Here is a 23,472-nt window from a genome sequence, read left to right as displayed (position 1 = left end):
TAAAATTTATTATAATACCATGACAACATTAAAAATAGCAGATAAAATATTTAACTCTCGATTGTTCACTGGAACTGGAAAGTTTAGTTCTTCTGAATTAATGCGAGAAGCTTTATTAGCTTCAGAAAGTGAGTTGATCACAGTAGCATTAAAGCGAGTAGATGTTCAAAATGAAGAGGACGATATATTGACTCATTTAGGACATTCACGCATTAATTTGTTACCTAATACTTCAGGAGTAAGAACAGCAAAAGAAGCAGTTTTCGCTGCGGAGTTATCGCGAGAAGCACTTGAAACAAATTGGATAAAGTTGGAAATTCACCCAGATCCGAGATATTTACTACCAGACCCAATTGAAACGTTAACCGCCGCAGAAGAATTGGTTAAAAAAGGTTTCGTTGTAATGCCTTATATCCATGCCGATCCTGTATTATGTAAGCGTTTGGAGGAAGTTGGAGTACAATGTGTAATGCCTTTAGGAGCTCCAATTGGTAGTAATAAAGGTTTAAAAACATTAGAGTTCTTAGAAATTATTGTAGAACAATCTAATGTTCCTGTGGTTGTAGATGCAGGTATTGGATCTCCTTCACATGCTGCTCATGCAATGGAATTGGGAGCTGATGCTGTATTAGTAAATACGGCAATAGCTGTATCCCAGAATCCAATAGAAATGGCAAAAGCTTTTAAAATGGCAGTAAAAGCTGGAAGAATGGCTTATGAAGCTAAGCTAGCCCCAATAAAAAAATATGCAGAAGCTAGTAGTCCATTAACGAGTTTTTTGAGTTAGATTAAACGATTCTTTTAAGTATGAATACTACTTTTAGAGATATATTCGAAAGCTATAACTGGGATGATACGCTTTCAAACATAATCAACAAAACTTCAACAGATGTTGAGTATGCTTTGGCGAAAGAAAAAAGAGATTTAGAAGATTTTAAAGCATTAATATCACCAGCTGCAAAACCTTACTTGGAGCAACTAGCTCAAATGAGTAGAATGCTTACCAAAAAACGATTTGGGAATACAATTCAAATGTATGCTCCCATGTATTTAAGTAATGAATGTCAGAATATTTGTACCTATTGTGGATTTAGTTTTACCAATAAAATTCCAAGACGAACCTTAACAGATAATGAAATTCTTGAGGAGGTGAGCTTTTTAAAGCAAAAGGGATATGACCATATTCTACTCGTCACAGGTGAGGCTAATAGGACTGTTGGAGTAGATTATATTAAGAATGCAATTGAACTTATTCGAACGAATTTTTCCAATATTACTATCGAAGTACAACCCTTAGACCAACATGAGTATGAGTCTCTTATTGAAAGTGGTTTATATGCAGTTTTAGTTTACCAAGAAACGTATCACGAACAGGAGTATAAAAAACATCATCCAAAGGGTAAAAAGTCGAATTTCTATTATCGGTTAGACACACCTGATAGGCTAGGAAAAGCGGGGATTCATAAAATTGGATTGGGAGCTTTATTTGGATTGGAAGATTGGAGAGTCGATAGTTTTTACACAGCGTTACACTTGAAATACTTGCAGAAAAACTATTGGAAAACAAAGTATTCTATTTCCTTCCCGAGACTTCGTCCTCATTCTGGCGGTATTGAGCCGAAAGTTGAAATGACAGATAATGATTTAGTTCAGTTGATTTGTGCTTTTCGTTTATTAGATGAAGATTTGGAATTGTCCATGTCGACAAGAGAAAGTGAAATCTTTAGAAATAATATTGTTAATTTAGGAGCTACCTCGATGAGTGCTGAGTCGAAAACAAATCCAGGAGGTTATAGTGTAGAGCCACAATCACTAGAGCAATTCGAAATTTCGGATGAAAGAAGTACAGAAGAGATTGTATTGATGTTGAAAGAGCAAGGTTTGGAAGTTGTTTGGAAAGACTGGGAGCATTTTAGTTAAATTTGTCATAAGCCAAAAGTTAAGAGCAATGTTAAATTCGGAAGAACTTAAACAATACAACCGACATCTAATTTTAGATAAAATAGGAGAAGAAGGACAGCTAAAACTTAAAAGATCAAAAGTTTTAGTAATTGGAGCTGGAGGTTTAGGTTGTTCAATTTTGCAATACTTAACAGCAGCAGGTGTTGGTACAATTGGTATTATTGATCATGATATCGTTGATCAGAGCAATTTGCAGAGGCAAATACTTTACACTATCGATGATATAGGAAAGTCAAAAGCAGAAACTGCCAAGAATCGACTTTTAAGGTTAAATCCGTTTATAGAGTTCAATGTTTACAAAGAACGATTAACGAACGAAAACGCATTTTATCTTTTTCAGATGTACGATGTAATCATTGATGGTAGTGATAATTTTGCAACGAGATATCTTGCAAATGATACGGCCGTTTTAACAAATAAGCCATTAGTTTATGGAGCTATTTTTAAGTTTGAAGGACAAGTAAGTGTATTTAACTTTAAAGGAAGCGCAACCTATCGATGTCTATATCCAACTCCTCCCAAACCAGATGAATCACCAAATTGTTCAGAAATTGGAGTTATTGGTGTTTTGCCTGGAATCATAGGTAGTTTACAAGCTAATGAAACCATAAAAATTATTTGTGATTTAGAAGGAGTTTTAGCAAACAAATTATTAATATTTGATACATTAAGTATGCGTCAAATTACATTAAAGTTTGAAAGAACGAAGAATGCTAAGCTTAACAAATTGGAAGAAGATTATGAGTTTTTTTGCGGGATAAAACCGATTGGAGAAGAAATTAGTTTAACCGATTTAGAATCTCATAAGGAAAAATACAATCTTTTAGATGTTAGAGAACATTGGGAGCGAGAAGAAAAAAATATTGGAGGTTTACATATTCCTCTTAGGGAACTATCCAATCGTTATCAGGAAGTAATTTCTGAGAAACCTTTAGTTGTTTATTGTCAATCTGGAATAAGGAGTAAAGCTGCAATTTCTTTATTGAAAGAGAAGCTGTCTAATGGTATAATTTTGGTGAACTTAAAAAGTGGAATAAGTTAATTTGCTATAACTAAAATTTGATAGTTTACCTTCGTAATCTTTATTCATTAAGAAAAACATAAGGTGCAATTAAAATATTTTTTCTTTTTATGATTCTTTCTTATCGTAAACGTAAATGATAAAAAAATCGAGAAACTAGTTTTCTCGACCTTTTTTACTATTCTTTTGGATATAATGTTTTTAAAGATTTAACATCATTGTTATTGAATTCCCCTGTCATTTCTTCATTAAAAGGACAGGCTAGCATAATAGAGGTATTGTCATAGTAGGATTCATTTGGAGTACCGTCAATATGATTAATACCGACACCAGCATCACCTTCATCTTCAAAATCACCCTTACAACTATTTCTGCCAAACCAATCTGTATGTCTCATTCCTATTGAATGACTAATCTCATGCATCAAAACATGTTGATTCTCTATTTGTGTATGTTGATCTAAATTAAAAATTTGTATTTCGTTGTAAGGTTTTCCTTTATAAGGAAAACCTGCTCGTCCTCCTTTTGAACTATTAAATCTAGACATGTCGTAAACAAAAATATCACCTGCACCCCATAATTTGGTTTCTTCAAAAATAAAAGTTAAAGATAAATTTAAATCGTTAAATTTTGCTACAGCATTTTTTAGAGCCTTTAATCCTTTCTCAGAAAGTTTAAAACTAGATCTACCGCCATTATATCCAGTAATTTTAATTATTTTTCCTTGGGTTACTAAATTATTGGTATAATATTGGTCAGTTCGATTATTTTTTAGATGCGTAAGTTCAATTAATTGGTTTTCAGTTGTCATTATATCGTTTTCGATGACTATTTTTTTTTCGAGTTTATTATTTACTGTTCGAATAAATTCATACCGAATTGTTGATGTATTAAAATTTAATTTGGTAGCAGCATCAATTACTTTTTGGGGAATGTCTGAATTTTGGTTATTATTCTCTATTTTATCATTAGTAGCACATGAAGATATAAAAAGCGTTACAAAAAGCCCATATATTAGAATGGATTTACTTTCTTTCATTTGATTAGTTTTTAGTTTAATTAATCATAATTTATAAAAAACAAATTAATTTTTTTGCTAAAAAATAGAATTAAGGAAAGAGTTTACCATAATATCTCTGATTCTTAGGACACCTTGAAGATGTTGCAATATTTTTAAAAGAAGTAATTTTTCTATTGAAAAGAATTGATAAAAAAGTATTTATGGATAGCATAGTTTATATTGATCAAATTATAGATGACTAATCATCAATAAGAGTAAATACTATATTAGTTTGGTATTGCTTAGCTGGAATAATAAGCGATCTACCAACTAGTTTAATTTGACAATTTATATTTAATATTTTTCCATTACCCTCAATAAATTGATTGTCGTAGTTATTGATTAATAAGTAATCTTCTCCACCACTTAAGTAATTATTATAGATATGTTCGCCATTATTGGTGCGCCTAATATTTATTTCTAGACTAGAGTCCCATTCTATATCTGATTTTTTAACATTAATGTGCCAGCTTCTATGTACATCATTTTGCATATTTTCAGGGAGGAAGTTCACACTAATTTTAATAATTTCGTGAGAAGATTCGAATTCAGAAATTATATCCTCTCCTGGAATTATCGAAATATTATTTGTTTCATTGAAAAGTTCTATTATTCCATATTCAACATTAAGTTGAGCGATCATTGATAGTCTACTAGTAAAAAATAAGCCCCAAAATAATAATAAACTAATTCTTTTCATAAATAAAATAATTTTCAGTCATCAGAAATAGTGTAGGAGATAAATAAGACATGATTTTCTTGAAAACTTAATAAGTCATAGTTTTTAATTTGTATACTATATGACAAAGAGTGTCCATTTTGGGGACCGACATTTGTAAAAGCACCACCAATACCAGTTAAAATTTTTTGAGGAGATTTTTTTAAAGTGATCTGTTCAGAAGGAATCCCAAATTGACCAGATCCGCTACCAACATAACTTCCTGTATTTAATGTAATTTCTGTTCCAGGGGGTGCTGTGCCAGATAATATTTCTACAGAAACATTTCTTGTTACGCCATCTTCTGCTATTGATGAGGAGTAATTTAGCCATTTATCATTATTGTTTTCAGATTTGGAAGTAATAGGATTTCCTGCTTCGGTAATTGTTTCAAGACTTATAATTACAGGCTCTATACTTGGTTGAATTTTTAAAATTGCAATTTCAGGAATTTCAAAAGATAAAGGAACCGTGTTAATCTGTGAAGTCTGAGCTTTGATTACCATAGAAAACAACAATATAAACATAAAAGTTTTACAATTAGTTATCATTTTAATTACTTGACTTTAGTTTAAATTTTTTGTTTTGCATTTTTATGCGTCTTAATTTTTCTGAGACCGAAAAAATAATTTCTTTTATCTCGCCTTCATTAACTGTTATTAGACGATGATTATCATTAAAAGTAAATTTTTTTTCGTAGTTCTTACTAACGATTCCTATTTTATATTTTCCAGGTTTTATCTGACTGAATAAGAATTCGTTTTTATTATTTGTTAGTGTGTATTTTATTTTATCGCCTTGTACTAATTTTATGATCAATTGAGGTAATTTATTTTTGAAAAGAGATGCTTGTGTTTGATTGTTTTTTTTAAAAGTTATTTTACCGCCTATTTTAGAAGGCTTAATAAGTGATAGCTTAACTTGCTTCTCTTCTTTTTTATTAACTGTAACCTCAAGAGGAATATCTTCATTTATTATACTATTGAATTTTAAACTAGATTGATCAACAGATAAATAATGTTTTCCTGTAGCTATGTCTTTAAACTTAAAATTTCCTTCGTCATCTGTTATTGAGGAATATCCATCTAGATTAAAGATAATACCACTTCTATCACTAATAGAGTTTGAATTTATAAATCCTACAACATCACCAATATTTTTATTTTTTGAAATAGGAATATTTAAATTTAAACGATAACCTATTGATAAAAAGAAATCTTTTGAATTAGTGTTTAGCGATGAATAACCAATATTTCCGGCGAAATTTAGATGATGATTTTTATTAAATTTAAACTTTCCTGTTAGGTTGAATAGGCTTCTTCTTTTGTATTGTTCAGACAACTCATAATCATTTCTAAAACCAACTCCTAAATCCCATGAGTTTTTAATTTTATAATTTAGACTTCCTCCATAAAATAATAGGTTTCTTTTGCTTTGTGAGTATCTATTTGTGTTTGAGTACTGTACGTTTGTGTTTAAAATTAAATTATTAGTTATAAAATAAACACCTATAACTGATGAATGTAAAGATGTTTTCCTTTTTTCATCGGATGATACAAGGTTATTGGTTGAAAGTCTGATTGCATTATCAAGAGCTAGAGAAAAGTTATTCTTTTTTATTTTGTACTGGTAATTTAATAAATATTCATGAAAATCAAATTTTATTCTTTCACTCCTATCTTTAACTGATAGGTAGCCAAGTTCAATACTATGTCTGTGACCTCTGTTTGGAACAAAGTAAAGTCTAGAAAAATACCTTTGATTAAATGGAGCTATTTGCTCTATGATTTCATCTAATCGGGGATTTAAAAGGTTGTAATTTATTTCATTAACGAGAGTAAAACGTTTTGAAAAAATCTTTTTAATTGAGGTAAAAATATTACTGCTATTATAAAAATATCCATCAAATTCAGGACTTGTATATAATATATCACTGAGAATTTCGTAATCGTTTATTTTTGCTTTTCCGGTAAACTGTAAACCAATTCGTTTTTTTTTTCCTAGCATAGTCATTGCTGTTTCAAGATAAAGGGAAGAGAAGGTGTTTTTAAAACTTTGAGTAATATTCAAAGTTGTTGTTTTTGAGTTATCGTAGGTTCTGTTTAATACGCCTAATGAAGTATTGTAGTTGTTAAATGGATTTAATTTTATGTACCCTCCTAATTGATCTTTAACTTCTTTGAAGAAAAGTGGAGTATTGTAAAAAAAAGCAAAATGGATTTTTTTAAAATATAATTTTGAATAACCGCCTCTACCTAACCTATTTTGCTCTAATAGCCTTGTGAAATTAAAAGAGAAATCGCCTAAATATAGTTCGTTTTTTTTGTACTTATACTTTATCCAATTTCTTTCTAAATTTTCATAACGAGTAGATTTATCTCCACCTGCTCTTATCGTACCAATGTTGAGGTGATGTTTTTTTTTTATGTCTAAAAACCCATTACCGTTCACATTGTAAATAAGAAATTGGCTTTTTTCCGCCTCATTTTTTAAAAAAGTATAGTTGACAATTGTCGTTATAGGATAATAAAAATAAAGGTCACTTCTACTAGAGGTATTAGGGTAGACTGTAAAGGAGCTTATTTTAGATATCGTATCAATATTTTTACCAGTTACCATAATGTCTGTTAGTTTCGTAGTTGGTTTTGTAAAGTCACCTTCTATATACTGCTCTAAAGAAACCATTTTGGAACTACTAATAGGAATATTAAGACTCTCTGTTCTTCCCTCAGAAAATCTAGACTCAACATTTATATTTTCTTCGGTATTACCTTTGTTCTCAATCAGGTATTTATAAAAGAATTTTTTTCCAGCTCTCACAAAGTTCGGTTTTTCAACTAGGTTTACTTCAATTTTATGGAGCTCTTTAATTTTGACATTTATCTCTTTTGTTTTAATTGTTTTATTGTTATTTTTTATTTTTACTGTTAATTTAGTAATACCACTCCGATAATTAATAGGAACGGATATAATAGAAAAAATCCTGATGTTCTTACTTTCTTTTTTTTTATTTATTGAAGGTTTGGTAATTAATCTCCAATTCTCTGGTAATATCCATTCGGCTTGAATAGATAAATTTTTAGATAATGAATTGGTTAGTTCCATAACAACGACATGATGTTTACCTGGTGTGAAGATGCTAGGAATTTTTATAACTCTTAAATCGGGATCATTCTTCCAAAGACTTAATATGGGGAAAGCAAGAATAATTAGCCTGAATATCATAAGATTTAATCCACCATTTAATTATCTGTAATATCAACGGTTAAATTTATTCCATATATATCTCCCCCATAGTCTGCTACGAGTACACCTTCGTACATCCCGGACGGGACATTGGTTAATTCAATAATGAAATCTTTACAGCCATTAGGGTATACTTTTTTAAACTGAGCTTCAGTTTTTAGAACACTTTCACCATTTTCATCTAATAACTCAAGAATAAGAGAAGGCTTTACCATAAAACGACCTTTATTTTGGAGTTTAACCTTTACTTGATATCGTTTATCATCTAGTTTGATTAGCTTAACATCATTAAATTCTATTTCGGGATCTATTTTTTGTCCAATATTTGTCACTAGTTGAATACCATATCGGATTTTTGAATTTATTTTCACACCTCTTTTTTCCTCCTCGCTAATTGGGTCCTCAACTTCTACCATGATCATACTCCAGAAAGAACCTTGTTTTTTCCCTTCTAGGTTTAATGTTTCAGGTATTTTTAATTGATAAGAAATAACAAAGCGCTCGTTGGGTAATAGAACTTTTTCCGTTGTGTTAAAAGTAACCCATTTTCCCAATGAATATTTACTCTCTCCAACATCTAAATAATTGGTCTTTTCATCACATAGCTGATAAAAGTCTTTTAGATATATGATTACTCTTTCTTCTTTTTCAGACGAGGTGTTTTTGAGGATAATTTCTCCATTGATAATGCTACCTACTTCAATATTATAGATATGAGTTAAGCCATTAAGTATGGTTACATTAGCATAAAAGGTAGCGCTAAATAGAATAAAAAAGAAGTTGATAAAAGATTTTTGAATATTCATAAAAATTTAAGTTAAATGGTTAGTTATTAAGAAGTAGCTTAACTTTAATAAGAATATAAGGTACATGTTTTTTATAATTAAAAAAAGGAGAAGATTCTCCTTTTTTTTAATTATCTGATAATGTATATAAGACGGTAAGAGTCGTTGAATCATTTGCATCTAAATTAGAATAAGCATCAGCATCATCAGACAAAGCAAGTGTATACGTTAGATTGTGTCCTGCAGAAACACCACTTCCAGTATAGGCACTACCAATATCAGTTACTAAATTTTGAGCAGAGGTGCTTAAATCAATTGAAGCAGTAGGTGTTCCCATTGTACCAGCTCCTCCTCCTGCATCAGATGCAGCTACTAAAGAGATTTTAGTTCCTGGTGGAATTGTACCATTACTAACGACTACAGTTACATTCCTAGACGAATCTTCTGTACCATTTACTATTGAAGAATAATTCATCCAAATGCTAGTGTCAGGATCAGGGAATGTAGCAGCTTCACCAGCTTCCGTAGGTGCAGTCACTTCAAGTGTTATAGAAGTACTTGTAGAAGATTCAAGATCTATTAAAGCCACTTCGGGAATTGTAACCGCCAAAGAATGTGAGTCTGTCGCACCGTCTTGAGCTTGAACAAGGTTAAGCCCGCCAATTAATAGTGAGCATGAGATTAAATATTTTAATGTTTTCATAATACATAGGGATTAGGCTAATAAAATTACTTTTAATACTTAAGAGACTGAATTATTTTCGTTTAAACCCAAAAAAAAGGAAGTTAAGTTGTCACTTTTTAAGGGTTACATGAAAAAGTAAACTCATAAAAAGCTATTCATACATGATTGAAAATTATTTTTATTAATCATTATTATTAAAACAGTTTTTCTTAGTGCTTAAATTGTTTATTTTCGTTTTATGGAACAGATTACAAATACTCTGGTTATGGTTCGTCCTGCAAGTTTTCGAATGAATGAACAGACAGCAGTGAACAATTATTATCAACAAAATACTATTTTATTACCAGCAGCAGTTAATGCTAAGGCACAACAAGAATTTGATGATTTTGTAAAAAAATTAAGGTTAGTTGGGGTAAATGTAATTGTCATTAATGATACAGAAATTCCTAGTACACCAGATGCTTTATTTCCAAATAATTGGATTTCTTTTCATGAGAATGGAGATGTAGGCATATACCCAATGTTTGCCGAAAATAGAAGAAAAGAAAGAAGAGAAGATATACTAGGAACCATGGAAGAACAAGGTTTTTTTATAGAGAATGTTATAGATTATTCAAAGGCGGAGGAAGAAGGTTATTTTTTGGAAGGGACAGGTAGTATGATTTTAGACAGACAAAATAGAAAAGCTTATTGTGCTCTTTCACCTCGTGCAGATGAAGAATTATTTATTGAGTTTTGTGAAGATTTTGAATATTTTCCAATTATATTCGTTGCGAATCAAACGGTAAATAATAGAAGAGAAGCTATTTATCATACGAATGTTATGATGTGTATTACGGAGAAGTTTGCTGTTGTTTGTTTAGAAGCAATTGATGATAAAAAAGAAAGGAAAAATCTGGTAAAACATTTAAAGTCAGATGGAAAAGAGATAATTTCGATATCAGAAAAACAAGTAACTCAATTTGCCGGAAATATGTTGCAAGTAAAGGGACACGATAATAAACGGTATTTAGTTATGAGTTCTTCTGCTTTTAATTCCTTGAATATAAATCAACGAGATAGTATTCTTAAATTTTGCGAGATTCTTCATAGTCCTCTCGAAACAATTGAGACTTGTGGTGGAGGAAGTGCTCGTTGCATGATGGCAGAAGTTTTTTTGCCAAAAAAATAATTATAAAGAGCGTAGAAAATAAAAAACTAATTATGCTTTTGATCTATGTGGTAGTAAGCATATCGATTGGGTTTATAACTATGTTTTAGAACTTAAAAGCAGGTTTGAAATAATTTTCTACGATGTTCGGGAGCTATCCGATATTAGTCCTTTGAAAGAAGACGAGGAATTAATTCATAACGAATTTGTAAATGTAGGGATAAAAAGGGCTGTTGAAACATGATTGGTATCAAGTCTTGTTTGTATTTCCTTAACCAGATTAAGGTATGAAAAAGTAAAACCAAGTTGTAAAATGGATCTTTATTTTGGAAGTAGAGATTCTTATGTTCTTGATAATAATTGGTTTGATGGGCTGGTTTTGAATAAAATGATCCTAGAAGGAAGCCATATGATATATAAAAAAGAAAGCTTCTCAAAGTTTATTTGTTCTCAATTACTTTACTCAAAAGATCTTTAAGGGGTTAGTGCATTGTTTTTCGTCAAGTTTAAAGCTATTTTGTAATATTTTTTTAAATGTTAATTTTTTTGAGTAGGGGAAATTAGATTTTAGTTGTTTAATACTAAAACTGATAAATAGTAAAATCATTTTTATAATAAATACTTGATTTTAAGTATTAAAAATAAATAAAAAAATGATTTAACCTGACAATTAAAATTAAAAACAAACAGATGAACAAACTAGTGTTATTCATGTCGGCAGCATTATTAATGACTTCTTGTGTGCCTAAGAAAAAGTATGTAGCCTTAGAGGAAAAGTATAATACGACGAAAGGAACTTTACATAAAACTGAATTAGAAAAGGAGCAGTTAGAGCAAAAGTTTGCCAAAATAGAAAAAAGAGTTGAAAATTATAACAATAAGATTTCTTCTTTACGAGATATCAACTCAAATTTAAAAAAGGAAAATGATAATAAACTTGATATTACAGGTAATACAGTTATATCAAGCTCGATGAAAAAGAAAATGAGAGAAACATTGAAAAATGTAGATGCGGCAGAATTATCAAAAGCTAAAACATTACAAGATTCAATGAGTTTAGCAGTATCTTATAGCTTGAAAAAATCGATAGATACTTCTGATCTAGAGAATTCTGATGATGTAGCTGTTAATATAGATAATACAGTTGTAATGATATCAGTATCAGATAAAATGTTGTTCAATACAGCCAGTTATAGAGTTAATAAAAAAGCTCATAAAATACTAAAAAAATTAGCAGATATTATTAAGTCTGAGCCAAGTATGGAAGTGATGATTGAAGGACATACTGATTCAAGACCAATTAGAAATGAAGTATTGGTTGATAACTGGGATTTAAGTGTAAAAAGAGCAACATCAATAGTAAGAGTACTTGAAAAGAAGTATGGAATTGAGTCGAATAGATTAATTGCAGCAGGTAGGGGTTCTTCTATTCCTTTAGTAGAAAATAATACAAGTAAGAATAGAGCTAGAAACAGACGTACTAAAATCATGATTTTACCGAATTTAGATAAATTTTTTGGTTTAATGGCGAGGGAAGAAGTTTTAGAGCCATAGAAAGAGAATAAGTCAAATAAAAAAAGCCGTTTTTTAAAAAAACGGCTTTTTTTATTTGACTTATTCTATATGAGAGCTGTACTTGAAGATTTGTAATTCTTATAGTACTGCATTAATATAAAAGAGCAGGTTACGGAAGAAGCGATCCCTTCTATTGCCAAAGCGAAAACAACTAAAGGTAAACTTAAATTTTTTCCCCAAAAAGAAGAGTTTTCAAGAATAGTCATAAACGCAGAATCAATAAAGGAAACGTAAATAATTAAACCTAGAATTGTCATGCCAACAGCTAATATGGAAGTACCCGCTCCAATAATTAAATTTTCGAAATATAAGGTTTCTTTATTAGCTATTATATTTGTTTTTATAGCTTTATTTATACCCCATAACACAAAAATAAAGTTTAAAAGACGTAACTCAGAAATATCCTCTAAACCAGAAAATTTCATCATGAAAAAGAAACCAACAATACCAGCAAAAATTAAAAATGCGTTATTCAAAATTATCTTATTTTTAGACATAATCAAATGAGATTTATATTACACAATACTTAAAAATACAAAATAAAAACAGTATTAGGGTTTGTTTTTTGTGTTTTTAATTGTTTTTAGGGGTTTTTATTGTTGATAATTTATATTAAAGAAAGATGCTTAATTAAAACTTACGGTAATCCATAAAATAGTCTTTGTTAGAATAATTAAATTTATTGATGAATTATTATGAAAGTAATTACAGATCTTTTATTGGGTTTCCATATGAGTTTGATTTACATGCATTAAATCAGATCGGAATACTCGCTCATTTAGGATTGCGTGAGTATCATAAGGTATTGGATGTTGGTTGTGGCTCTCTTAGGCTAGGAAGACTTCTTATACCTCTTTTGCTAACTGGAAATTATTACGGAATTGACCCTAACAAAAATCTCATTTTGGAAGGTTTTAAACATGAGTTAGGCTTCGATATACAGAATATTAAAAAACCAAATTTTTCTTATGCTTCTGATTTTTCAGTAGATAAATTTGGTGTTTATTTTTCTTATATAATAGCCCAAAGTATATTTACTCACACTTCTTATGAATTAGCAGTTTATGCTTTAAAACAACTTAAAAAAGTGATGAAGGAGGATACGATATTAGTAGCTTCTTTCATAGAAAATTATAAGTCTTGCGAAAATATAGCTCCAGGATGGAGCTATCCAAAATGTATTTCTTATTCAATAAGTGATATAAAAAAAATATTTAATGAAGCCGGGCTGTATGCTAAACAATTTAATTACCATCATCCAAGACAAAATTGGTGGATTGCTACGAAAACTTGGTCATTAATTAATTCGTTGTAAAATCAATAAAAAATTGAAATATATAGGTGTTTTTAAAATTATGATTCTTGAAATAGATAACTCAAATGGTTTAAAAGGGTAGTAGCTAGGTATAAAGTAAAAAATGGTTGTTGTTTTTTAAAGTAGGGAAATAAGGTATCGTAATTAGCCATACTTGAAAAGATTTTACTTAAATGTATTTAATTTATTGTTATTTGGATGATTATTTTAGGTTTAGAGTTTTAAGAAATTTATTTTAAGAGAATTAATAATTTAAAGTTTAATTAAAAGAATATTGATGCAGTATAGGTATTGTAATTCACTAAAAAGAAATATCTCAGAGATTTCATTAGGAACTTGGGGTTTAGATAAGTATATGTGGGGTAAGTTTGATGAAAAAGAAATATACAAAACATTTGAAGCAGCTCGTATTTTAGGAATTAATTTTATTGATACAGCTCAGGCTTATAAAGGTGTTGAAAGATTGGTAGGAAAAATAATAAAAGACCTTAGCTGGCATGACGCTATAGTAGCTACTAAAATTCCACCGAAAATATACTCCAATAATTTACTAAAAGCCTCACAAGCGTATCCTGCTGAATATATTATTTCTCAGATAGAAAGATCATTAATTTGTTTAGGATTAGAGCAAATCCCGTTACTGCAACTGCATACTTGGAATTCTGATTGGTTTGAAGAGGAAGAATGGATTCATACCCTATTAGATCTAAAAAAACAAGGTAAGATTGGGGCTATTGGTTTATCTTTAGTAGATCATATGGCAAATTCAGGTATAGAAATTATAAAATCTGGATGTATTGATTTTATACAGGTAATGTATAATCTATTTGATCAGTCTGCAAAAGATAAATTATTGGATGTGTGTTTTAAAAATTCAGTTTCTGTTATAGCAAGGTCAGTTTTATATGAAGGTTTTTTTTCAGGAAAAATAGATTTGAATTACGAATTCAACGAGGGTGATTGGAGAAAAAAATATTTTACAGGAATTCATTTTGAAGCATGCTTAGAAAGGTTAAAAATGATATATTCTGATGGAATATCTCCAGACAATATAGCGTCATACGCAATTTGTTTTGCTTTATCCCATCCTTCAATCACAACAGTAATATTAGGTATGAGATCAGTAAAACATGTTTGGGAAAATGCAAGAGTGAGTGGGTCTATGTTGTTGTCTAAAAGTGAGTTAAATAAAACACGTAAATATCATTGGTTAACTGTTTAAGCAATAGGGTGCGGCAGAAGGTTCAGAGTCGATTTCTTCTTTTTCCATAGAGAAAAAATTTTTCCTCCAAGATAAATTTGTTTATGGCGATATTCTTTTTTTAGAGTATTTGGTTGAATTACTCTGTATATACGATAGGGAGTGTTTTGAAGATCTGGATGTGTAATGTCAATTATTAAAGGTTCTAAGTCATACTTTTTTTTACATTTTTTAGCTAAAAGGCTAAGTTGATATTTACGGTTGTATGATTTGGGAATATTGTTTATTTTTTTTGATCCTTTTAGAAATATATCTAATACTTTTTTACCATTTCTCCATCCATAAATCAAATGTTTTTCACTAGAGTCAATATCAATATCCTTAAAATTAGGATAGTGCATATTTAGATTTTTTGCAGAGCTTCTGAGCATAATAGCTTCTTCTAAAGCTTTATGGATATCCTTTATGATTCCTTTACCACAGCTTGAGCCTAAAGTAAGATGATTACCATTTTTATCATAAAGTAGTACGATAATTACAGGTAATAAATCAGTATCTCCTACCTCAAGAATTGATAAATCTAGGTTGTTCTTGCTGATATAATACTGGTGATTTTCTAATATACTTGCACTAATATTTAAAAGATTCTTAGGTCGTAGGGGTAAACGCCATGAGAGCATTACACTTTCTCTCTCAATAACTTCACATAATGCTCTGAATAATAGATTCTCTTTTTCCCAGATTAAACCAGCAGCGATTCCTGACCCTTCTGTTTCTGGAAATTCAGTATGTAGATTTATAAAGCTTTTCCACCTTGGAAATACTAGAGCCGCAGGAATATCATAGGTATAATTAGAAATCATACCAGTTGCGTTTGCCCTTAATTTAAAAATATTAGAACTGTTACTTTCGATATTTTTTATTTCTTCTAAAGTATAAGGAAGTAAAAATTTAAGATGAATTCTATTTCTTGAAGGAATATAGCTTTTAAGAATATACCGAATAGTTAAGTCACTTAATGCTGAATATCTTTCAATTAGTTCCATAGTAGATAAAAAACGAGCTTCATTATCAGTTTCTCCAATTCCGGCTCCATCAATACTTTCATAATTTTGATTGCCAAAAAAATCAGTGAATAGGTATCTGTAAGAAATATGAGAAATTTTCTTATTTTTCCATTCTAATTCTCTTACAGGTATATTCTCAATACGATGACTATTTATTAAATCTAATGGGATTAGTCTTTTTACAAATAAATCAAATGACATAGTCGCTAAAGGCATTTTGATATTTTGTGTAATTTGGATTAGGATGTCGTTTTAACAGAGCAATTCTGTACGTGTTCATTTCTTCAAATAAGCGATATCCAGAACTAGTAAATAAAGCATGCTCAGCTAAAATTTGCATACCGTCGTAAAAACCTTTAATGTGTCTATTTAATCGAAATAACACTTCTTCAGTATCAGTTTTTGGTATATTTTCTTGCTTTTTATCTAAAGGAATTTTTTCTTCCACATTTTCAAAAAATTGGGCAAGTTTCATAAAAACAAAAGTAGCGTGAAATGTACCATAGAGAGGCCTTGGATCCTTTCTAATAGGAGATACATTTAATAAGTCAAATGGGTTTAATAGCAACGGAGTTAATTCATTTATTTTATGAAGAATTGTGTGTGCAGATTCATGAATTAAATGATCTGCAAACGTTATTTTTGACCAAGAATTATCAGGGTTTAATAAGGCTATTCCATGATACCAAATATCTGAGGAACCAACAAATCTTTTCCCATTTAATAGAGTTATACCTTTTAGTGAGTCAATGGTCTCTTTATAAACCGATGGAGCGTATTTTTTTATGTATTTATATCCCTTTTTTATTGTTGAAATAATGGAGGCATATTTTACTGAAAACAATTCATTATATTGTATAATTCTTAATTCTTCGTTACTTGATAAAGGTTCCGAAGCTATGAGATTTAGTTCATTTACCATATTAAATAGAATGTTTCCACTTTGATGCAAAAAAACTTTTTTATCAACGATCCAAAATTTTTTGTCTTTCCGGTATCCATCAAGCTGATTTAAAATTTCTTTTGTTTCTAAAGGAAAAACACCTCCAGAACAGCTCAAAAAACACTCGTCTTTATTCATGTCAATTCTAACCAACCCATTATGGTTAAGGTCTTTTTTGATAATATTATCTAACTGAATAAAACGAATTCCTTTCCCAGAATATGCTAAACGAATAGAAAATGATAACTTATTTTTTATGTTTTTTTGATAAGGAATTAATCGAAAAAAAAGAAGCTCTGGTAATTCAAGAAGTTGATGAGTAATTTCTTTAATTTTTCCATTTTTTAGATTTTTTGAAAAAAATGCTAACCATCTGAACATTTCAGGACCAATGTATTTATAGTTTTCCTCAATTTTTAATTGATTCTCCCAAAAGATAAGGGCTGTTAAACATTCTTCTAAGGTTGTGTGGTCAGTATACTCAGGCATCAGTTGAATTCTGCTGTAGAGAGCGTCATGCACAGCGCTCTTTATATCTCCAATAACAGTAATACCCAATACCTTCATTCCTTCATTAGTTGAAGTTATTATAGCTTTTTCCATAAATTAGTAAATATTAAAAAAGTATTTATTTTTTAAGTTTACAGACTTTCAATTACACTATTTAAGATTTCTATAGCTTTTTCTTTCCCTTCTATATCAATAAGACGTTTTGCTTTTAGTTCAAATTGAACTTCTAATTGATCAGATTCAGAAAAGCTAGTTTCATTAACAAGATAATTCTTTTGCTGATATCTTATTATAGGTTGTGCTTGTTGTTGGTTGTTAAAATCTTGACGATAACGAATCATTGGTTGCGCTTGCTGTTGTTGATTATTAAAGTCTTGACGATAACGAATCATTGGTTGCGCTTGCTGTTGTTGATTGTTAAAGTCTTGACGATAACGAATCATTGGTTGCGCTTGTTGTAGTTCATTGTTAAAATCTTGACGATAACGAATCATTGGTTGCGCTTGTTGTTGTTGATTGTTAAAGTCTTGACGATAACGGATCATTGGTTGCGCTTGTTGTAGTTCATTGTTAAAATCTTGACGATAACGAATCATTGGTTGCGCTTGTTGTAGTTGATTGTTAAAGTCTTGACGATAGCGAATCATTGGTTGCGCTTGTTGTTGTTGATTGTTAAAGTCTTGACGATAACGAATCATTGGTTGCGCTTGTTGTAGTTGATTGTTAAAGTCTTGACGATAGCGAATCATTGGTTGCATAGGTCTATTTGTACCCGTCCATTGATGAAGATTAATTTGGTTAGTTTTCATGTTTAGTCTGGTTATAGTAAAATCAAATATAACAGATTTAGGGTAAAATATGTTTTTTTTTGATAAAATCTGCATTTGAAATTGATCTAGACTATTTAATTTTACACGGAAAACTCTTAAAGTTTAATTTATATGTTGTTTATTTATTGGGTTTTAGGTGTTGTGCTTTTGGGGAGGTAAAAAGTGATATATTTTTGATTAAAATTTCGATAAACTAAAGAGGGTAAACTTTTCTTTTACCTAATTAGTAAAAGAAAAGTTATTTAATAAAAATATAATTTTATTGGATTTTAAATCAACACATGTATACTTTATGTCAAAGCTTCTTTTAAGATACTAATTGGATGTTTAGCAACGCGAGATGTTCCATCAAAAATTTGATGTCTACAGCTTGTTCCAGCAGCAACAATTTCTGTGTTTTTATTTAAGTTTCTGACTTTCGGAAATAAAGTGTCTTCACCAACTTGCATGCTTACCTTGTAATGCTCTTGTTCATACCCAAAAGATCCAGCCATACCGCAACATCCCGTGTTCATAATAGTAACTTTGAAGTTTTTAGGGATATTTAGAATCTTAAAAGAAGAATATGTGCTTGAAAGGGCTTTTTGATGACAATGTCCATGAATTTTCAAATGTTTAGTTTCATTTGTGAACAAAGAGCTGCTAAAATATTTATTTTCATATTCTTGTGCGAGAAATTCCTCAATCGTATAGGTGTTTTTGGCTATTTTTTTTGCAGATTCTTGATCGTCAGCCAATCTAATGTATTCATCTCTAAAAGTTAAAATAGCTGAAGGCTCAATACCTATTAGCGGTGATTTTTCACTGATAATATCTTTAAAAAAAGCAACATTTTTATTAGCTATTTTTTTAGCTTCTTTTAAAAAACCTTTGGAGATATAACTCCTTCCACTTTCTTCATGATTACTGAATTTAATTTGATAACCAAGTTTTTCTAAAACGAATACAGCATCTTTACCTATTTCAGTGTCATAGTAGTTGGTAAATTCATCATTAAAAAGATAGATACTTTTAGTTGAAGAATTTGTTTTATGATTTTTAAGCCAGGCTTTTAAAGATTGATCTGCCAGTTTAGGAACGGTTCTTTTAAGAGCTATTCCCAGCACTTTTTTTGCGACAATGGTATTGGTGAAAAAGTTTGTTACCCGAGGAAAAACAATTCCTAATTTATTATATTTAGCATTATTAGCAAATAGTTTGCTTCTAAAAGAATACCCATTGGTTTCTTGATATTGGTATAAGAATTCAGCTTTCATTGAGGCAATGTCAACATTGCTTGGACATTCACTAGAACAAGCTTTGCAGCTTAAGCACAGATCTAAAATTTGTTTTAATTCCTCTGAATTAAATTTATTTTTCGCTTTATTATTAGTAAGTACTTCTCTTAAAGCATTTGCTCTAGCTCTTGTAGTTTCCTTTTCGTTTTTTGTGGCACGATAACTTGGGCATAAAGTACCTCCTGCCTCAGGAGACTTTCTACAATCACCAGAGCCATTACATTTTTCAGCTAACTTCAGAATACCTTCACTATCAGAAAAGTCCTGAATAGTGGGAATATTTGGCTCAATACGATCAACTTTGTAGCGTAGATTTTCATCCATAGCATAAGCATCTGTTATTTTACCTTTATTAAAAATACTATTTGGATCGAAAACTTTTTTAATTCGCTGTAATAACTCATAATTATTTTGACCAATCATTAAAGGAATAAATTCAGCACGCACTATACCATCTCCATGTTCACCACTAAAAGAACCTTTATATTTCTTAACTAATTTTGCGGTCTCAGTTGTAATTTTTCTGAATAAAACAACATCTTCTTGTTTTTTCAGATTTAGAATTGGGCGCAGGTGTAACTCACCGGCTCCTGCATGAGCATAATAAACAGCTTCTTGTTTATATTTTGTCATAATCTGCGTAAACTCCTCAATGTATTCAGGTAAGTCTTCTAAAGCAACAGCAGTATCTTCAATACAAGCAACAGCCTTCATGTCGCCAATCATATTTCCAAGTAACCCTAAACCTGCTTTACGTAAGTAATGTACTTTATTAATATCGTTTCCATATATCTTTGGGTGATAATAACCAAAATTATTTGTTTTTAAATCTTCAATTAACTTATCAGCTAAAGCTTCTGCACTTTCTATTGAGCTTGCACTAACTTCTAACATCAAAACAGCTTCTGGATCGCCTTGTAAAAAGAACCTATTTTTAGCTTGTTCACGATTATTTTTTGTGCAATCAAGAATTACCTTATCCATTAGTTCACAAGTGTATAGATTGTGTTTCATAGCAGTAACGGTTGCTTTTAAACTATCATTTACACTTTTAAAATGAGGACAAACCATAATGCTATGGCTTGGAGGAAGATCATCTAGTTGAATAGTAATGGCGGTAGAAAAGACAAGTGTCCCTTCGCTTCCAGATAAAAATTTAGCAATATTTATTTTTGTTTCTGAGCCACCGAACAGATCAGAACGTAAAAATTCGTCTACTGCATAACCAGTATTTCTTCTATGGATACTTTCTTTTGGAAATTCTTTAATTATTTCTTTTTGAATACTTGGTTGAGATAGTTCGTTATAGATTACGTTATAGATTTTTCCTTCTAAAGTCTGTTCAAGCCTTTTCTGCTTAAATTCTTGAGAGTTGACTTCTTTGAAGGAAACTTCATTGCCATTACTTAGTAAGCCGTCAATGGCAACAACTTTATCACGTGTTACTCCATATTGAATTGAAGTACTTCCTGAAGAATTATTGCCTACCATGCCACCAATCATACAACGGTTTGATGTAGAGGTGTTTGGTCCAAAAAATAATCCGTAAGGTTTTAAAAATCTATTTAAGTCATCGCGAATAATTCCAGGTTGAACCTTTATAGTTTTAGATATTTCGTCAAAAGCTAAAATACTTGTAAAGTGTTTTGAAACATCTACAATCATACCATCGCCAACACACTGACCTGCAAGTGACGTTCCTGCAGTTCTAGGAATTAAAGTAATACCATTTTCGTTAGCAAACGAAATTATTTTTTTTAGATCGTTTATATTTTTAGGATATGCAACCGCTAGTGGTATTTTTCTGTATACAGAAGCGTCTGTAGCATAAATTTTTTTGTGTAATTCATCAAATAAAACTTCTCCGTCTAATGATTTATCTAAAAAGTTAAGTTTATTGTCCATTGTTACTTTATTGGTAAATTTCTCTTAAAGCAGGTATCAAATGAAATAAATGTATCAGTACCAGCAACACCATTGATTAAGTGAACTTTATCGTATAATATTTTTTGTAAATGTTCATTGTCTTTTGCAAAAATGAGGATAAAAATAGCATAATTACCAGAGACAAAATTGCATTCAACAATTTCTTCTATTTTTTCTAGCTCTTTCATAACACTTTTGGCAAATCTGGCTTCTCTTAATCTTATCCCTGTATAGGATTTTGTTTGATAGCCTAGCTTTTTTTCATCAAGTATGAATTCAGCATTTTTAATAACTTTTTCATTAGTTAGTTTTTTGATTCTCTGATGTATTAATGAGTTGGATACTTTGAGCTCCTCAGCAATTTGAGAGTACGGTTTTCTTGCATCTAATCGAAGCTTAATTAGTATTTGTTGATCGATAAAATCAAATTGATTGTTCATTGTGTAAAATTATTAGGGGAAAAACACATTTATATATTTTAGATTATATTTTAAGTTAATTTAACATAAAATACAATTTTGATCAGTAAAATTACCTATTTATTGCTTTTTAAAAAAGTAAAATGACTTATTTTTGATGCTGGGCTATATTGAATTTATCGTGGAGGAATTCTAAATTTGACAGCCCAGAAACAATATTTTTCATAAAACGATCACATTTATTGTGAGTAAAATTATTAATAATGGATGTAGAAACAATCTTTGATAGATTATGGAACGAATATGCGGATAGAACTCCGTCTGCGCAGAAGATAAATGATTTATTTACGAGCAAAGGAAGTAAGGTTTATAATGACCATGTCGCTTTTAGAACATTTGATGATGAAAGGGTAAACATAGATGTATTGGCAACTCCTTTTTTAGAGGTTGGTTATGTGGAGAGAGGAGATTATACCTTTGAAACTAAAAAATTATATGCAAAGCATTATGAACACAAAACGGATAAAGACGCTCCAAGGGTTTTTATCAGTCAATTAAAAACCAAGGAATTTTCTTCTTTTTTACAAAAACAAGTTTCTAGATTAATAGATAGTGTACCTTCTTCAGAACTTGCACCTGAAAATTTAATTTTTAAAGGTCGTCTATGGGAGCAACCAAGTTTTGATATATACGAAAAGTTACAAAAGGAAAGTGAATATGCTTCTTGGTTATATGTCAACGGGTTTTGTTCTAACCATTTTACCGTTGATGTTAATAGGTTAGATGGTTTTGATACCTTACAAGAAGTAAATGACTTTTTGAAGAAAAATGGATACGAAATGAACACTTCAGGAGGAGAAATTAAAGGTACACCAGAACAATTTTTAGAACAGTCTAGTGTTTTAGCAGATAAGATACCTGTTGATTTTCAGGAGTTAACTAAAGAGATAACTTCTTGTTATTATGAATTTGCTTTTCGTTATACTATGGGTAATGGAGAATTGTATTCAGGTTTTATAGCCAGATCAGCAGATAAGATTTTTGAAAGTACTGACATGAAACTTCAGAAATAATAATATTCTTTTTGAGTTTTTTAAAAGTAAAAAGAGGTTGTAATAAAACAACCTTTTTTTATCTCATTCTCTTGATTTTTTTAATAAAGTCTGAAATAACTAAGTGTTTTTTTGTTCCGTTATCATTATAAAATATGATAAACTGTTCTTTTGTATGGTTACAATTACCATAAGAAATAATATAATTCTTTTTTAAAGAAACTTTAAGGATGTAATCGCCTTGTTTTGATGGTTGTTTAACATCATAATAATTATTTTGCTTTTTTAGTAAATATTTACATTTATAGTTGTTTCCTCCAGTATTTATTTCAATTCTATTTATATTGATGGAAGCGTCTGTTAATGTTTTAAAATTAATAATATAGTTATCATAAGATGCTACATTAGATCGGCCAGGAATAACAGTTTCTTTGATACTTGATATAAGAATTAAATTATTTTTAGATTCTAAGAATTTTGATCTATAATTTTCTGCATTTTTAAAATGTAAAATCTCGCATTTTGAAGAAGAATTAGCTTTAGTAGTTTCAATAATGCTTTTCTGGTCTAGCTCGTAAACATTTGTTGTTGTTTTAAAGTAGGTATCATCTTCATTAATTATTGAGGTTTCGTTTATGAGTTGTGACAAATCGATGTTTTGTTCAATATTTGAACAATTTAAAATGAAAACTATGTAAAAATTAAAGGTTAAGAATTGTGAAATTTTCAT

The 23,472-nt window shown here is 30.0% G+C and carries 22 protein-coding genes; 9 read left to right on the top strand and 13 right to left on the bottom strand.

What is annotated here, in order from left to right:
• Positions 1–19 precede the first annotated feature (19 nt).
• The 3 genes from AC2GW8_RS05750 to AC2GW8_RS05740 are packed head-to-tail and all read left to right on the top strand — an operon-like array spanning position 20 to position 3,004.
• Positions 20–787 carry a thiazole synthase gene (locus tag AC2GW8_RS05750; protein ID WP_440881823.1) on the top strand — a complete coding sequence of 256 codons (768 nt, stop codon included), beginning with the start codon at positions 20–22 and terminating at the stop codon, positions 785–787.
• A gap of 20 nt (positions 788–807) precedes the next feature.
• On the top strand, positions 808–1,920 hold the full coding sequence (gene thiH, locus AC2GW8_RS05745) for a 2-iminoacetate synthase ThiH (protein WP_440881822.1): 1,113 nt from the start codon (positions 808–810) through the stop codon (positions 1,918–1,920).
• Between the two features lie 28 nt (positions 1,921–1,948).
• Positions 1,949–3,004 (top strand): ThiF family adenylyltransferase, encoded by a 1,056-nt coding sequence (locus tag AC2GW8_RS05740; RefSeq protein WP_440881821.1) that lies wholly within the window; start codon positions 1,949–1,951, stop codon positions 3,002–3,004.
• A gap of 157 nt (positions 3,005–3,161) precedes the next feature.
• Here the strand turns inward: AC2GW8_RS05740 and AC2GW8_RS05735 are convergent, their stop codons facing one another.
• The 6 genes from AC2GW8_RS05735 to AC2GW8_RS05710 all read right to left on the bottom strand — a co-directional run bounded on the left by AC2GW8_RS05735 (position 3,162) and on the right by AC2GW8_RS05710 (position 9,495).
• Positions 3,162–4,022 carry a M57 family metalloprotease gene (locus tag AC2GW8_RS05735; RefSeq protein WP_440881820.1) on the bottom strand — a complete coding sequence of 287 codons (861 nt, stop codon included), beginning with the start codon at positions 4,020–4,022 and terminating at the stop codon, positions 3,162–3,164.
• A 220-nt stretch (positions 4,023–4,242) separates the two neighbouring features.
• A complete protein-coding gene (locus AC2GW8_RS05730) occupies positions 4,243–4,743 on the bottom strand; it encodes a hypothetical protein (protein WP_440881819.1) in 501 nt (166 codons plus the stop codon).
• A 14-nt stretch (positions 4,744–4,757) separates the two neighbouring features.
• Positions 4,758–5,312: a hypothetical protein gene (locus tag AC2GW8_RS05725; protein WP_440881818.1), complete on the bottom strand. Its 555-nt coding sequence runs from the start codon at positions 5,310–5,312 to the stop codon at positions 4,758–4,760.
• A gap of 1 nt (position 5,313) precedes the next feature.
• Complete coding sequence (locus tag AC2GW8_RS05720; RefSeq protein WP_440881817.1) at positions 5,314–7,986, bottom strand: hypothetical protein; 2,673 nt, start codon at positions 7,984–7,986, stop codon at positions 5,314–5,316.
• Between the two features lie 17 nt (positions 7,987–8,003).
• Positions 8,004–8,813 (bottom strand): hypothetical protein, encoded by an 810-nt coding sequence (locus AC2GW8_RS05715; RefSeq protein ID WP_440881816.1) that lies wholly within the window; start codon positions 8,811–8,813, stop codon positions 8,004–8,006.
• 106 nt (positions 8,814–8,919) lie between these two features.
• Positions 8,920–9,495, bottom strand: coding sequence for a hypothetical protein (locus AC2GW8_RS05710; protein ID WP_440881815.1), 576 nt, complete (start codon positions 9,493–9,495; stop codon positions 8,920–8,922).
• Between the two features lie 220 nt (positions 9,496–9,715).
• On the opposite strand from AC2GW8_RS05710, the gene ctlX reads away from it, so the two are divergent.
• The 3 genes from ctlX to AC2GW8_RS05695 all read left to right on the top strand — a co-directional run bounded on the left by ctlX (position 9,716) and on the right by AC2GW8_RS05695 (position 12,181).
• Complete coding sequence (gene ctlX, locus AC2GW8_RS05705; protein ID WP_440881814.1) at positions 9,716–10,648, top strand: citrulline utilization hydrolase CtlX; 933 nt, start codon at positions 9,716–9,718, stop codon at positions 10,646–10,648.
• 292 nt (positions 10,649–10,940) lie between these two features.
• Entirely contained in the window at positions 10,941–11,105 is a 165-nt protein-coding gene (locus AC2GW8_RS05700; protein ID WP_440881813.1) for a hypothetical protein, read from the top strand.
• Between the two features lie 212 nt (positions 11,106–11,317).
• Positions 11,318–12,181 (top strand): OmpA/MotB family protein, encoded by an 864-nt coding sequence (locus AC2GW8_RS05695; protein ID WP_440881812.1) that lies wholly within the window; start codon positions 11,318–11,320, stop codon positions 12,179–12,181.
• Between the two features lie 65 nt (positions 12,182–12,246).
• Here AC2GW8_RS05695 and AC2GW8_RS05690 read toward each other — a convergent pair whose 3' ends face one another.
• The gene (locus AC2GW8_RS05690; protein WP_440881811.1) at positions 12,247–12,678 is read right to left on the bottom strand and encodes a hypothetical protein; all 432 of its coding nucleotides are present in this window, start codon (positions 12,676–12,678) and stop codon (positions 12,247–12,249) included.
• Between the two features lie 209 nt (positions 12,679–12,887).
• Between AC2GW8_RS05690 and AC2GW8_RS05685 the strand changes: the two genes are divergently transcribed.
• Both AC2GW8_RS05685 and AC2GW8_RS05680 read left to right on the top strand, forming a co-directional pair.
• On the top strand, positions 12,888–13,517 hold the full coding sequence (locus AC2GW8_RS05685; protein WP_440881810.1) for a methyltransferase: 630 nt from the start codon (positions 12,888–12,890) through the stop codon (positions 13,515–13,517).
• 277 nt (positions 13,518–13,794) lie between these two features.
• A complete protein-coding gene (locus AC2GW8_RS05680; protein WP_440881809.1) occupies positions 13,795–14,739 on the top strand; it encodes an aldo/keto reductase in 945 nt (314 codons plus the stop codon).
• Here the strand turns inward: AC2GW8_RS05680 and AC2GW8_RS05675 are convergent.
• The 5 genes from AC2GW8_RS05675 to AC2GW8_RS05655 form a co-directional block, all read right to left on the bottom strand.
• A complete protein-coding gene (locus tag AC2GW8_RS05675) occupies positions 14,736–15,986 on the bottom strand; it encodes a YcaO-like family protein (protein ID WP_440881808.1) in 1,251 nt (416 codons plus the stop codon). The genes AC2GW8_RS05680 and AC2GW8_RS05675 overlap by 4 nt on opposite strands.
• The gene (locus AC2GW8_RS05670) at positions 15,976–17,331 is read right to left on the bottom strand and encodes an aKG-HExxH-type peptide beta-hydroxylase (RefSeq protein WP_440881807.1); all 1,356 of its coding nucleotides are present in this window, start codon (positions 17,329–17,331) and stop codon (positions 15,976–15,978) included. Before AC2GW8_RS05670 ends, AC2GW8_RS05675 begins: the two co-directional genes overlap by 11 nt.
• Positions 17,332–17,369: 38 nt before the next feature.
• Positions 17,370–18,047, bottom strand: coding sequence for a hypothetical protein (locus AC2GW8_RS05665; RefSeq protein WP_440881806.1), 678 nt, complete (start codon positions 18,045–18,047; stop codon positions 17,370–17,372).
• Between the two features lie 311 nt (positions 18,048–18,358).
• Entirely contained in the window at positions 18,359–21,250 is a 2,892-nt protein-coding gene (locus AC2GW8_RS05660; protein ID WP_440881805.1) for an FAD-binding and (Fe-S)-binding domain-containing protein, read from the bottom strand.
• Positions 21,251–21,252: 2 nt separating this feature from the next.
• Positions 21,253–21,711, bottom strand: a complete 459-nt coding sequence (locus AC2GW8_RS05655) for an Lrp/AsnC ligand binding domain-containing protein (protein WP_440881804.1) — start codon at positions 21,709–21,711, stop codon at positions 21,253–21,255.
• A gap of 242 nt (positions 21,712–21,953) precedes the next feature.
• On the opposite strand from AC2GW8_RS05655, the gene AC2GW8_RS05650 reads away from it, so the two are divergent.
• Positions 21,954–22,763, top strand: coding sequence for a DUF1338 domain-containing protein (locus AC2GW8_RS05650; RefSeq protein WP_440881803.1), 810 nt, complete (start codon positions 21,954–21,956; stop codon positions 22,761–22,763).
• 58 nt (positions 22,764–22,821) lie between these two features.
• Here AC2GW8_RS05650 and AC2GW8_RS05645 read toward each other — a convergent pair whose 3' ends face one another.
• Positions 22,822–23,472 (bottom strand): hypothetical protein, encoded by a 651-nt coding sequence (locus AC2GW8_RS05645; RefSeq protein ID WP_440881802.1) that lies wholly within the window; start codon positions 23,470–23,472, stop codon positions 22,822–22,824.

Source organism: Tenacibaculum profundi, from assembly GCF_057162725.1.
The sequence above is the reverse complement of the archived record's forward strand: the minus strand, read 5'-3'. Positions and strand labels throughout refer to the sequence as shown.